Source organism: Haloarcula sp. Atlit-120R, assembly GCF_003665885.1.
GTDB classification, from domain to species: Archaea; Halobacteriota; Halobacteria; order Halobacteriales; family Haloarculaceae; genus Haloarcula; species Haloarcula taiwanensis.
The window spans coordinates 117,930-130,453 of the sequence record NZ_QPLN01000006.1 but is presented as its reverse complement, the minus strand read 5'-3'; the positions used below and the strand labels follow the sequence as shown (position 1 = coordinate 130,453).

General features: G+C 51.4%; 11 protein-coding genes and 2 pseudogenes. 7 read left to right on the top strand and 6 right to left on the bottom strand.

Annotated elements, in window-relative coordinates:
- The first annotated feature begins 693 nt into the window (after positions 1-693).
- A complete protein-coding gene (locus tag DVK01_RS21665) occupies positions 694-1,023 on the top strand; it encodes a hypothetical protein (RefSeq protein ID WP_147435184.1) in 330 nt (109 codons plus the stop codon).
- Between the two features lie 539 nt (positions 1,024-1,562).
- Positions 1,563-2,771: a hypothetical protein gene (locus DVK01_RS18415; protein WP_121538003.1), complete on the top strand. Its 1,209-nt coding sequence runs from the start codon at positions 1,563-1,565 to the stop codon at positions 2,769-2,771.
- 5 nt (positions 2,772-2,776) lie between these two features.
- Here DVK01_RS18415 and DVK01_RS21660 read toward each other — a convergent pair whose 3' ends face one another.
- Positions 2,777-3,241 carry a hypothetical protein gene (locus DVK01_RS21660; RefSeq protein WP_147435183.1) on the bottom strand — a complete coding sequence of 155 codons (465 nt, stop codon included), beginning with the start codon at positions 3,239-3,241 and terminating at the stop codon, positions 2,777-2,779.
- A 600-nt stretch (positions 3,242-3,841) separates the two neighbouring features.
- On the opposite strand from DVK01_RS21660, the gene DVK01_RS21655 reads away from it, so the two are divergent.
- Positions 3,842-4,735, top strand: a complete 894-nt coding sequence (locus DVK01_RS21655) for a hypothetical protein (RefSeq protein ID WP_147435182.1) — start codon at positions 3,842-3,844, stop codon at positions 4,733-4,735.
- A gap of 253 nt (positions 4,736-4,988) precedes the next feature.
- The gene (locus DVK01_RS18405) at positions 4,989-5,498 is read left to right on the top strand and encodes a radical SAM domain-containing protein (RefSeq protein ID WP_121538043.1); all 510 of its coding nucleotides are present in this window, start codon (positions 4,989-4,991) and stop codon (positions 5,496-5,498) included.
- 267 nt (positions 5,499-5,765) lie between these two features.
- Here DVK01_RS18405 and DVK01_RS18400 read toward each other — a convergent pair whose 3' ends face one another.
- The gene (locus tag DVK01_RS18400; protein WP_007189812.1) at positions 5,766-6,725 is read right to left on the bottom strand and encodes a hypothetical protein; all 960 of its coding nucleotides are present in this window, start codon (positions 6,723-6,725) and stop codon (positions 5,766-5,768) included.
- 72 nt (positions 6,726-6,797) lie between these two features.
- On the bottom strand, positions 6,798-7,442 hold the full coding sequence (locus DVK01_RS18395) for a helix-turn-helix domain-containing protein (RefSeq protein WP_121538001.1): 645 nt from the start codon (positions 7,440-7,442) through the stop codon (positions 6,798-6,800).
- Between the two features lie 337 nt (positions 7,443-7,779).
- Here DVK01_RS18395 and DVK01_RS18390 point away from each other — a divergent pair, with 337 nt between their 5' ends.
- Positions 7,780-8,076: a hypothetical protein gene (locus tag DVK01_RS18390; RefSeq protein WP_121537999.1), complete on the top strand. Its 297-nt coding sequence runs from the start codon at positions 7,780-7,782 to the stop codon at positions 8,074-8,076.
- 173 nt (positions 8,077-8,249) lie between these two features.
- Here DVK01_RS18390 and DVK01_RS18385 read toward each other — a convergent pair whose 3' ends face one another.
- On the bottom strand, positions 8,250-8,693 hold the full coding sequence (locus DVK01_RS18385) for a GAF domain-containing protein (RefSeq protein ID WP_158598780.1): 444 nt from the start codon (positions 8,691-8,693) through the stop codon (positions 8,250-8,252).
- Positions 8,694-8,843: 150 nt separating this feature from the next.
- Between DVK01_RS18385 and DVK01_RS22645 the strand changes: the two are divergent.
- Positions 8,844-9,113 (top strand): annotated as a pseudogene (locus DVK01_RS22645) (hypothetical protein); the annotation flags it as partial.
- A complete protein-coding gene (locus tag DVK01_RS18380) occupies positions 9,110-9,361 on the top strand; it encodes a hypothetical protein (RefSeq protein ID WP_121537996.1) in 252 nt (83 codons plus the stop codon). The pseudogene DVK01_RS22645 and the gene DVK01_RS18380, both read left to right, overlap by 4 nt.
- A gap of 199 nt (positions 9,362-9,560) precedes the next feature.
- Here DVK01_RS18380 and DVK01_RS18375 read toward each other — a convergent pair whose 3' ends face one another.
- Both DVK01_RS18375 and DVK01_RS18370 read right to left on the bottom strand, forming a co-directional pair.
- Positions 9,561-11,684: a P-loop NTPase fold protein gene (locus DVK01_RS18375; protein ID WP_121537995.1), complete on the bottom strand. Its 2,124-nt coding sequence runs from the start codon at positions 11,682-11,684 to the stop codon at positions 9,561-9,563.
- Between the two features lie 373 nt (positions 11,685-12,057).
- Positions 12,058-12,351: pseudogene (locus tag DVK01_RS18370) on the bottom strand (restriction endonuclease); the annotation flags it as partial.
- Positions 12,352-12,524 lie beyond the last annotated feature (173 nt).

Genomic DNA, 12,524 nt, shown 5'->3' with positions numbered 1-12,524 from the left:
CCAAGAAGTTTAAGTAGGGGGGTCCGCCCTTTGTCACTATTCGAACGCCCCTTAGACAGGATTCCCGTACTGATTGGACCCGCCGCTCACAGTACGGTGAGAATCTTGGCGTCGGTGACACAATGCCACCGAACGGGTCAGGCTCATAGAATTAATTAAGTATGTTATTCGTATAAACCTAGGGTTAGTACTGTCTACTTCGTAGATACTCTGTCTAGGAAAGAGTCATCAATTCCTATTCAATACTAAACCAGAGTCGACCTACCTGAGAGTGCGGAATTCGTAGGCTATCCGCTACCGTACGCCCACCGTGGGTGTGCATGCTTAGACGCGAGTTAGCACGTCGCTCGGACGCCTGATACGATGCTTCGAGACTTGAGGTTGTTCCGCCCGAAGTCCTTCGAGAGCTGGCGTTAGCTGGGTTGACGTTGCAGCCGACGCCGTCGCAAGCCGAGTATCAGCACGTGGCGGCGACGGTGTAGGTTGGAAGAATTCTAACCAACAATGGTTGAATAGTGTCCAATCGTGGGTTAGCTATCATCAATCCATTTTCTTATCATCATTTGATGCTCTGCACCTTACCTGAAATCACGACTCAGTAAGCGTGCGCATCTAATGATACACTTCTAATAGGTAGCGGGCAAATCGAACTAAATCGAGAACAACCAGAATCGTGACTGGAGGATTACGAATATGTCAAACCCCTCGAAAAAGACAAACATGAAAATCCGGGTGGATCACGATCGGGCAACAGGCACGTTTGCTGTTTGGGTTCGTGAACACGCGGCTTCGCTATCGATTGCCCTTGTATTATTCGGGATGATCGTAAGTTCACTTGGGTTCTTCAATGTGATTCCCGGATTCTGGACTTACTCCCTGAGAATGATCCTCGGTGTGTTCACTATAGGAACGATCGTAGTAGGGTTTGAGATTGTAGCAATCGAAAGGGGAAGTGTGACAGTCCCCACATCGACGAGTGTCACTGAAACTGCACATACTTCAGATGATGAGTCTGATAAATAGCACTTAGTGGCTCTGTTGTATTGATCGTCCGTCTTACGAACTACTCACCTAGCGCCTGCTTGTTCTTGCCGTCGACAGCGACTGTGACTTACTATTGGAGGAATCCAACCTATCGTATTCAGCGGTTTACAACAAAATTATGATCTAATATATCGCCACTCACCCCGGTTATTTCAATTGGATATCAGCATCTTGTCTGGCGATTGACCCGCAATCCGTTTTACTTTCACCCCGGTCTGGACAGTATTAAGGAAAACAGAGCCCAACGAATGTACCAACATCACCGGCAAAAAATGACGACGAATATCTGTGGTCTTGGTACTCTTGAACGGGCCAACGTTCAAGAGGCTGAACTGTGCAGTCCCCTCGGTTTGCCAACGCGAGATGACATCAGCACCGTAGGACGGATGTCACTTAGTTCCGGGTCGCACAGTGAAAGTAATTTGTTTACCCCGTCGAACCGCCACACAGCGCCCTATTATCTACGGGGGAGCGGGTGGTATCCCATAGGGCAATCTGGTGGCATGCTTACCTAATAGATGGTACGACACACCATTACGACAGAATCGTTTAGCAAAAACGGCCTGTTCCCACGTCGACGACTCCACATTGCCGACAAGACCGTTGATACACCGGCCAAGGCAATTCCGGTGTCGAAGCGACGAAAAGACGACCCCGAGCTCAGCGATGAAAGTACCGGGGTCAACGAGATTTATCGGACCGTCGACGCCCAGCAACTCCGTGAAGAGCGCCAAGGCGAGAGCGACGCAATACGTTCCAGCCTTCAGCGGGCTGTCAACAAGACCAACGATGGTGAACTCAACGTTGTGTTCCTTGCGTTCGAGGAGACACGAGCACTCCAACAGGTCGAAGCGGAGTTCATCGTTGACCTCCTTGGGACCTACTCAGACGTACTGGTCACGCCGCTACAGTACAAACTCGCTCGGGCGGTCGGAACCGACGACGAAGCCGAGACAGCCCCATATCAAGAGTATCGGACTGGCGTGAACACGTTCATCGACACTGCGCGCAAGATGCACCCGGAGGCCCCGATCATGGGTACGGTTTCCCCCAGACTCAGCTGGGAGAACGTGCAGGATCTAATGGGCGTGTACGAGCGCCAAGATATCTACGCCTACTGCCTGAATATGGACCGTCTCAAGGCGACATCCAAACGGCAGGTATCGGTAATCGAGCCGATGATGCGGAATATCGCTCGGCGTGGTATCGAGGAGGACGTGCTGTTCTACGGCATCAACCTCAGCACTGGGACTAGTGATGCAGAATTGGGCATGGCTCCCGCCGCTGATTTAGCCGCGCTAGGTCTCGGTCTCGATATCATCGGAGAATGTCACGTCCCCCCTCGGATACCGGCGGAGGCCTTCGACGATGAGGAGGAAGAGACGGTGACGTTCGAACTGTTCGACGAGACATCGTTCACCCGGCGAGAGGTGCTGCTTGCAGATCTACCACAGGAGCTGCCGGCGGATTCGTCCTTTGATCCAGAGTATGTGGTGAAAGAGGGCGCACAATCCAAGCAGAAACGCCGACGGCTCGAAAAACTCGTCAATGCGGAGCTGATGGGGCAAGCTGCGACTCGCCTCCAATCGGAGATTGCGTCAGGGACAGCGTTCCAGAGTGTGACTTCGAAGCGCGGGGTCAGACCTCAGACAGCTACCGCATATCAGACCGTTCGCGACGGCTTCGACGACGGTCAGAACCAGAGCGGCCTCGACGACTTCATCTGATAGTGTTAGTCGTCATCTGAGCATTGGCCCACAGCTGCCTTTCGTTCGTGTTCAAGCGTTCTGAGGGGGTCCCCACAGTATGGGCAGAGATCATACTGTGGCTGTTGGTCTGAAAAGGAAGTTGTTACCTCAGCCAATTTCTGCCAACCATTACGAAATCCGTCAGCATCTGTTTCAGCAGTCCAGAGAAGGAGTTCCGAATCAGGACCGGGAGCAGTAATCATATAATCAGAGAGACCATCTGTGAGTTTGAGCTTCGGTCCGAAATAGGTCGAGTTGCGTTGTTGAACATGCAATGAGTCTGGTATTTTTTGAGTGGGGTCAACGACCGTGACAACACGGTCTATCGTAATTTCATCATGGCGCTCGGCCCGTAGCATAGTGATCTTGCTATCATATTCGGTGGCTGTACTCCCCTCGGGATCGTCCCGATCGGTCGCCAGATCTTTACCAGCGTGTTTCTGTGACATGGATTTGGTTTCTTGCTGAATCCACCTAGGTGTTTATATAGGCTTGCAGTACGGAACAGGTAGCTCCTCGGAACCTGTACCAACCGATTCTGTCCACACAGTTTGTTTGGGGCATCTTAATGACTAGCCAGACAGATTTCTACTGTTCTGATGACAAATCATTCTCTCATGGACGCCGCAATGTGGGTTATGCCGTCCAGTCAGGATACTCACTCCCCAACAGCCTCTTCCACAATCTCGATTTCCCTACCGGTCAGCCCGTATAGCTCGTAGACGATCTCATCAAACAGCTGAGTCTCTATGAAAGAAGCGCAGCAAGGACTCCAACAACTACCGGCACAACAAGACTTGTCCACATATTGATGTCGTGGCTGGCCGCAGTCACTACTGCAGTTAGCAGTAGCGTTGCAATAGCTGTCCAAATAAAGAACGGCCGGAGCCCACCAACTACGCTGGCTCCAAGCTCTTCCACCGGACTGGCATCTGGATTGATTGCTTCTTGGGGTTGAGCTCCAGCCATGTCTATCTAGATTCTGGCTGCCCGATAGTAATAAAAGTAAAGGTCAGGCCCCAACCTATCACTCATACCGGTGGCAATCTGTGAATAATAGATCGGTACGCGGGCTAAACCTCTATAGCTTCTATGCGATTTTGTTACCGGGGATCGCATTCACCATTGCGATTGTTCCGCTATTGCCGGTAACTTCAAATATTAACCCGCTCTTGGCAGTCATTCCGCTGGTTGCAATAGGGTTTGTCGTAGGACAGGGCCTACATACAATAGCTGTTTTAGCACAAGGCTTTGCACCACGGAATGAAATCACAACTTCCCATCGTGAATTTCTCATCGGCTTACTCACAGGCAAGACCCTTCCGTTTGACCATAATATCTCAGAAGAACTTCAGAAAAGCTGCATTCGTGTGTTCAACGCGTCTATTGAGTCATTTGACTGGAATGACTCGGACAGACTTGATACAGATCTCTCTTCGAACTCTGAACAGGAGATCTCGTTTGTATACCCGATCATTCGGAGTCAAATCCATGCAGACGGGAAGGGCCGAAGTCGCGTATTCCAGTCAACCTACGCCTTCTCTCGGTCTATCATGATTATGATTCCTCTCTTATGGTTATTGTATGTTATCTACGCTGTGCTAGATTGGGGTGATATTCCATCACAGGTGTTAGACCGGGTTGGATATGGACCTGTATCACAATCTCTCTATACACCAATCATCGATACGATTTCACTGGATCCGCCAGTTATAGTTATATCTTCAACACTTCTTACAGCAGTTGGATTTCTAACTTTCCAGAGCGCTACGAAACAGTATAAACAATACTACGTAGAGTACACGCTAGCCGATTACATTACACAGTACAATTCGAATGTGGGCGAAACCGCTAATAATGGTTCTTGTAGAGGTGGTGGTGCCAGTAATGGTGGCAATTCCACCAGTGGTGACGACGAAAATGGTGACGACAGCAGCCAATGAATGTCGAAGTAGCAGGTTTGCTTTTCGGTGTTTCGATTGACACCTACCTTGGCACACACCTCAGATTACTCGCGGCGCTGTCGCCGAGCTCATCACACACGACATTCCGGTTCGAATCCTCACACGAAGTCCGGCCGTGACTCGGGACATCGATCTCTTCCAGGCCGCCGGTGACCGCATTACGGTCGGCTCGTCGATTCCCTCATTCGATGCGACGCTCGTCAGAGCGATGGAACCGAATGCCCCGCCACCGATGACTCGCTGGCAGGCGTTAGACGAACTCCAGCAGGCCGGTGTGTCGGTGTTCGTTTCGATGTCACCCACATATCCTACCATGGACGAAGACGACTTTCACGAGCTACTCAGCTACTTTAGAGCGCTCGGTGAGGTCGTTGTCTTCCACGAACCCATCAATCCCCGTGGCGCGAATTTCCAGCAGTGCCTCAGCGCCGCCAAAGAAGCCGGCTACGACGACGTGGTCGAAGAACTCCAGCAGATGCAGGACAGCCACCAGTACTGGGTCGAGTACGCTCTTGAACAGTTGAACACGGTCCAGCAAGTCGCAACGCGCTTTGACGGGCTCGAAGTCCATTCCTGGCCAGACGATGAGTTGGTCCGCTCGACGAGTGGCCAACTGCGGTCGAAGCTCAAAGCGATGCAAGAGGCCGTCTCACCGGAGTCGTTCTCCACACATGCTACGGACGCCTCGCCTGAGCAGTCCGAATTAGCTCGGGACGGCAAATCTATAGAGCATCTCATCTAACGTGTCTATCAGGCACCGCGGCAGGGTTTGGCCGGGTTGACGTTACGGCTGTCCCGGCACATGCTGAATCTCAGCACGTTGCGGCGACGGTGTAGAAGCCGCTAACCAACAATGGCTGCCCAGAACTCACGACTGTTGGTTAGTCGAGAAGCGATTGGTTGCTGCCCGGCGTTCGTTTGTCACGAGCTCACCAGAAATATCCGCTCAGTGAGTATGCGACTGGAACTCTCAATTGGGATGAGAACAGCAGCGACAGTCGTCCCGCTATTAAGGGGACTCGCTCGTCGAGTTTGTCTCGAGGTCACAGGCCATGAGCGTCGAAACGGTGCTTGCCGTGAGGTCTCCCGTATCGTCGATCTCCGCGCGCGTCGAGGATCGGTTACAATCGAAGTTTTCGGGCGTGACCTGTTCGGTGACGGTCGTCTCGGTTTCGAGCACACCTACCGATAGGGAGTACGTATCGGGCTCGCTGAGCGTAATCAGTACAGTGCCCTCAGGTTCGACCGTGTAGACGCCGTCGAAGTGCGCTGTCGAGTCCTTCTCGACGAGGATTCGCGTCGTCCACGTCTCCTCCGATGGGTTCCGGAGCATGAGCGTGTGGCTGCCTTTCCCCGTGTCTGCGGGAATCGGGTCGTCGCCGAGCGTTTCCGACGCAGATTCACGAGCAGCAACGTGGTCGCTCACGACGCCTTGGCACGCCATCCGCGTGGAAATACCCAGCGAGTCAAGTGTCCCGTCGTCCTGGACGCTGATCGTCGTCTTGGTCACGTTACAGGTGAACTGGCTGGGTTCGACGGTAATCTTTTCCGTCGCATCCAACTCGGGGACGGACACACGAGCGGTGTACGTGTCGAGATCAGTGAGCGACGCCACAATGCTCGCGTTCGGTTCGAGTTCCACCGATTCCTTGAATACGGTTTCGTCCGCCGTCGAAACCGTCACCGTCCCCTGATGAGACTCCGCCGTCGGATTCCCGAACGCGACGTGGTGGGGAGTTCTGAGACCGCGCTCATCGAGCGACTCAGCGCCGATGGTTCGCTCGACAGTTCCATCGGCGGCGACGTGTGTACGCTCGGTCTGTTGTTCAGTGTTGGTTTGCGTGTCCTCAGAGGTTGGCGTCTCGGAATCTGTCGGCGGTGAGTCACTCGATCCAGCTTGAGTGGTGCAACCGGCGACTGCGGTTGTGAGACCAATTCCTGTGCTTGCCAGAAACGTTCGCCGTTTCATACCCTACCATTGGAAGGGGGAAGTATCGCGCTATCCCAGATTCAAATACGTCTTTGAGTCCCGGCTACTCACTCACGCCGAGTGGGCGTGATTCCGTGCTGGCCGATACGTCCCCCAGTACCAAGCAACGAAGAACAACAGAATCAGGAAGATACCAATTCCCAGCACGACTCCACCAGGCCCGGTCGCAAACGTTCCGAGCGTCTCCCACATGGTTGGGTCGGGTTGCTGAACAGGGGACGCACCAGCCCGGGGCGATGATACTGGTGTCGGTACTGACCGGCGTATATGTGCGAGTACACTGACGGCTCCGACGATACCCACTGCGCCGAAGACGCGACTCAACGCCGTCTTGAGCGACGGGCTTGTTCGTTCTGCCCCCGCGAAGAGAACGAGCGCGCTATTGGTCGGCGCGTACACGTCCATTTCGCGGCCCTGCTCGGAATACCACGTCTCGACGACCGCCACCAGGTCTGCGTCCTGGAGTCGGTCGAGATGATAGCTGATATTCTGTACCGAGGAATTGAGTTCAGTTGCGATCTCCGATGCTGTCGTTGGTTCCGCGTATATCTGGCTGAGAATGCGGCGTGCAGTTGTTGAGGAAACTGCTGAGATGATCTGTTCCGCTGATTCATCTTCGAAGTCAACGAGCTTCGGTTCCAAACTACGATCCGAAGCTGTTTGTGGGGTGGGTTTCAGGGGTAATAATGAGGACATTATTGTCTGATTCGCTTGTAGGAGTATGTGATTGGGGAAGAGTCAAAGCGGTATTTGAGTCCAATTCTTGCCGAACTATGCTACTCCGAGACGCTTTCGGAGTGGTGCGAATACACGCACTTAGAGCGCGGTTGGGAGACTGGTCCGAATGTCGGTGGGTCGCTCGTCGACGATCTTGTCCGAGGCGTTGAAGCGTGAGCTGCACTGTGGAAGAACGGAAGCGCGTTCGGCGTGCTGCGGGGCGATTCAGAAGGAAGTGCCGACTGAGTCCGTTGATGTGGTTGCACCGAGCGCGAATCCCCGCAACATTTCAACGTCGCGGGGGAGGACACACTCGATGCCCTCCATCATCGATGAAACCGTGTTCGGCGACCCCTCCAGAGGTCTCGCAGTGGTGTACCTCTGTGGCGCACTTCTGCTGGCCGGCCAGCAAGTGTACTACGTTATTGTAGAAGGGGCGACACCGTTCTATGCTGGACTGTTTCTGATCGCCGGGATGGCCCTCTCCGGCATTGCCGAGTCCCTGCCGAACCCTCGACGACGGGCAGCCGGTGCCCTGCGACTCACGGCGATTATCGTACTGGTGAGTCTCCTCGTGATCGGCTTCTTCACACCAGATCTCATTACTGGGTGAGAGATCGAGGGCCTTCGAGTCCACCGGCGTTGTGAGAACGCTGTTCTCACAAGTAGCCTGCTGGATATAGTATGCGTATATAATAGATCAACCGAGCTGTTGAGGACGTACTGCGGGCGTTCAAGCAATAGTCGTCACCAGCTCGTTCGAACGAGTCAGCGTCACGAAGGTAACTATAGCACGGATTGAATCAGCTTTGCAACCGTCTTGGCGTGTTGGATTTCCTCGTCGGTGAACTCCCGAGGTGCGGTATCACTAACGACGAGCGTCCCGTAGAACTCATCGTCCCGATAGAGGGGTACCCCGATGTACGCCTCCAGTCCGAGATTCTCATGGGCGGGAAGTCCAGCGACCCGTTCGTCTGCACCGATGTCGGGAATCATCTCTGCACGTTTCGGCCCCTCGTAGACACAGTGACAGAACGTTTCCGAGGTTTCGAATTCTGCTCCAACATCCAAACCAGTATCGAGGTGGTCATCGATACCAATGAGGGTGTACTCCTCGTCTTCAATATGGCTCGCCATCGCAATCGGTGTATCAAGTGCCGCATTAAGGAGTGCTAATGCGTCTTCGACCGTTTCGATGTCGTCAGGCGCGAATTCGGTAGAGGAGGTCATCATTCACCTGTAATGGATTGCAACTGATAAGCATCCAAGGTCCGTGTAAAGAATATACGTCCGACTTCACACCGATATCCTATTTGTCGCCAGTGACGCGAGCGTGTTACGGAGTGTGGATGCGGTCGCGGTAGTTACGTCCCCTGTACTGACCGTCCCGCTGGTGAACTACTCGCCCAGGGCTGCCCGCTCTTCCTCGGCGTCGACGGCGAGGGTGCCGCCCACTACTGGGACAGCTATGAGTTCGCCGTGGCTGTTGTGTCGGCTGATGGGGACGCTGAGAAGGTTGTGCTGGCAGAGACGCCCTTCGAGACGCTCGGAGAGTGGTGTGAATACACGCGTGGGGAGCGTGGCTGGGACGTTGGGCCGCACGTCGGCGGGTCGTTGGTCGGCGATCTCGTTCGAGGTGTTGATGCGTGAGCTGCACTGTGGAGGACCGCAAGCGGGTGCGGCGGGCCGCGCGGGCGATTCAAGAGGAAGTGCCGACCGAGTCCGTGGACGTACTCGCGCCGAGCGCAAGTCAGTACGGCGAATGGACGCTCGACGCCGTGCTTCTCGACTGTGAGGGTGTGCCGCCTGAAGTGCTGCGGGAGTTAGCGTTGGCTGGGTTGACGCTGCAGCCGACACCGTCGCAGGCTGAGTATCAACACGTGGCTGCGACAGTATAGGTCACTTTACCGGAGATAGTCCCCAGAACCGTTTGAATATGACTTAAGCGTTGTTAGCTCTTTACTAGAATTCAGTGTGCTGTCCGTGATGACAGTATCGAAATAATTGCTCCGACTTTCTACAGTATTACCCCAAATAAGCCTATCAAATAATGATATTTTCAGAAGTAATTGATGGAAATATGTCTTCCAAGTGTTTTTAATTGAATGTGTCTCCAAATATCCAATTCTCCGTATCAGATGGATCTTTCCCCTTCTCGGCCATCTTGACTGCCGTCTCATATCTCTCAACTACTTGATTCGCCATCTCATCATCTCCAGTCTCAATCGATTTGAGTCTAGTTTCAAGAGTATCTTGATCAATATACTCATATAGCCAGCTTGGGTCAAGATAGAACACTGGCCGGGACATATTCACTATAGTCAAACCACTCATTTTATGAACGAATTCCACTAGTCCCTCATCTGATTCGACGAGATCATTAATCCACTCTTGAATCTGGTCACCGTCATCAAATTTGCTCCATAGTTCCAATGGGATTCTCAAATGCGGTACTTCAATCAGTCGTCCATTTTCGGCTGCGGTGGTTATCGAATCAACTACTGCAGGTTTCAGATCCTCCACTTGTGATTCTGTAACCCACTCTGGTGCATTTGAAAGAGATTCTGAATTATTTTCCTCAATGTCTCGGAGGTATTGGTTGAGAAACTTAGAGGACATGTAGGGAGAGCTACCGTCTGAGATAGCTAATCTGAGGGATTCTATTTTATTTTGAGCCAATCCCTTGATTAAGTTCTCGACTAAAAAAACGAGGTGCCGGGTCTCATTCATTTGACTATCCAATGGCTGTTTAGAAATCAGTTCATCTCCGAAGTCAAAGATCGATCTTATAAGATTTACTTTACCCTCTATTGAGATATTATCCATCCGTTCTGGAATCCGTCTAAAAAAGGTACTTGCCTTTGTTGCCTGCTCTCTGCCTGGTTCATCCAACAACTGGCTTAGTTCACTTTTCAGTTTGTCGTAATCTGTGACTATTGAGAGAATGGTTCCAATCTCATGAGTGGCTAACTCTCCTTCAGGAATATCTAAGCGGAAGTAGACAGGGAAGCGATCTTTATGACAAATTCGTCGTTTTGCTCTTTTTTTATCCCAGTTACTATATGATGAAAATTTATCATTTATATTGTCAGACACATTTGGAAAGAGAGTAGTCAAGATTGATTGGACTGCTGACTTCTTTTCTATGGCATTAGGAAGAATGTCTTCATAGTCATCGGGCTCCTGATCCCCATATCGGGCCGTACTTCGATATCCTACAAAGCGCTGTGGAGAGGATTGAATTTCCTGATAGACATCGTTGTGGAAAACACGAAGCGCTTCAAGCCCTACTAAATCAACAAAATTGACCTCTGTTCCTATTGTGGCAGACATTACGCTCACGGTATTAGAAAGTCGAATCACATCTCGGGGAGTGTCCAACAACGGCATAAGCCCTCGATGTAGCAGTACGCTCCAGCGCTCCGTGTCAATATAGTGCTCTTCAGGGATTGAAGCGAGACTATCTTGAAATAGTGATTCTAAAGCACCATTTTTGTGTTCTGGGATGTGAAGAGGCAGTTGTACGATTTTATCTAGATATAGATAGCCGTCATGAATATTCCCCTCTTGCTCAAGAGCATCTACTACGACAGAGCGGTCAAATGCAAGAAGATAAGTCACATTGGGGAAATCTGCTACACTTTTAATAATTTGAAACATCTGAAGCGTCTCTTTAGGATTGAGGCGGTCAATATCATCAATCATCACAATAATTCTTTCATCCAAATCTTTCAAATCTGATTCAATGTCCTGCTTAATTTCGTTCACAGATCCTGGACCGTCCTCTAACAGCTGGTGCACAGATTGAACAATTTGATCAGCTGGGACACCTGATAAAACATTTAATGGGAGTGTAGAGAGTGCTCCAGTAAGTCTAGCTAAGTTTTCACGAATATCTGTCATTCCGCTTTCCGACTCTAGATCGGCACCCAACTGCGTGAGAAATTTTTCAATTAGATCAGCCTGATCAGTGAACCACCAAGGATTGAATTCTATTATTGTGGTTTCGGTTTCTCTCTCCTTGATTTCTTCTTCAACAAAGTTGAGAATTGTACTTTTACCGGATCCCCATTGACCATATATTCCAATTGTATATCCGTCCGAAGGAGCTCTTGAGGTGACTATTTCTGCTAACTGTTTTGAGAAGTCACCGTACCCAAGCTGGTCTTCGGATACTGAACCTATTGGTGAATCTGGCTGAAGTTTGTCACTATCCCTCATTATGATTTAGTGGTAAAGACAATCAGATACCACTATCGGTTATTTTCTAATCACTCTCAGGTTGCTGTTCGGGCGGTGCCGTATCCCCAGCAACGAATCAAGAAGTATTATATTAGTTACCTACTACTCAATGTAATGATATTTGTGTGGTGTTTGATTAAATCAAGTGACTCACGGAGCTTGTCGTTTCCCGCACTGAGTCAATGCAATTGTCCGTGGCCGGTTTTGTCGCAAAGACTTTCCTCGGAGAATTGGCACAAAACGGCAATAGGGGACTCTGACGGCCTTTGAATAATCGATAAAATGGAGCGGACTTCTGGTCTTTTTTAGCAGTTATGGCTCTGCGTTGGTTAGCCACAATCTAACGAACCGTTCACTCCCCAACTGCCTCTTCAAAAATCTCGATTTCCTCGTCGGTCAACCCATACAGCTCGTAGACGATCTCATCAATCAACTCGTCAGTCCGCTCGATCTTCGCCTCCAATTCGTCGGCCCGCTCGACCGTCTCTATGTAACTCGCCAGTCCATCGCGAACGTCGTCGACGGCGGGCAACGTAAGCTTCCGCAGCCGATCCACCAGCGAGTTCGTTTTCATCGCCGTTTCACGGAAGCCAGCGAAACCACCGGCCTCGTCAACGGCGACCGGGACGAACGCCTCGTTCAGGTCAACCGCTATATGTAATGACACCCAGACTCGAAGGGCTTCGTGAGCGAATCGGTGCGAGAGTCGAAGCGCAAAATCGAGTTTGAGCCGCGGTCAGACGGCAGCTTCGAACGCATCAAGACCGATTGAAATGACAGGGAAGTAATAATTGGACTGAAACTTGGCTTTGCTGTCGG

Bases quoted from the DNA above. Each gene is read 5' to 3' on its own strand.
- DVK01_RS21665 (WP_147435184.1), top strand. From the start codon at position 694: ATGTCAAACCCCTCGAAAAAGACAAACATGAAAATCCGGGTGGATCAC.
- DVK01_RS18415 (WP_121538003.1), top strand. From the start codon at position 1,563: ATGGTACGACACACCATTACGACAGAATCGTTTAGCAAAAACGGCCTG.
- DVK01_RS21660 (WP_147435183.1), bottom strand. From the start codon at position 3,241: ATGTCACAGAAACACGCTGGTAAAGATCTGGCGACCGATCGGGACGAT.
- DVK01_RS18405 (WP_121538043.1), top strand. From the start codon at position 4,989: ATGACTCGCTGGCAGGCGTTAGACGAACTCCAGCAGGCCGGTGTGTCG.
- DVK01_RS18400 (WP_007189812.1), bottom strand. From the start codon at position 6,725: ATGAAACGGCGAACGTTTCTGGCAAGCACAGGAATTGGTCTCACAACC.
- DVK01_RS18395 (WP_121538001.1), bottom strand. From the start codon at position 7,442: ATGTCCTCATTATTACCCCTGAAACCCACCCCACAAACAGCTTCGGAT.
- DVK01_RS18390 (WP_121537999.1), top strand. From the start codon at position 7,780: ATGCCCTCCATCATCGATGAAACCGTGTTCGGCGACCCCTCCAGAGGT.
- DVK01_RS18385 (WP_158598780.1), bottom strand. From the start codon at position 8,693: ATGACCTCCTCTACCGAATTCGCGCCTGACGACATCGAAACGGTCGAA.
- DVK01_RS18375 (WP_121537995.1), bottom strand. From the start codon at position 11,684: ATGAGGGATAGTGACAAACTTCAGCCAGATTCACCAATAGGTTCAGTA.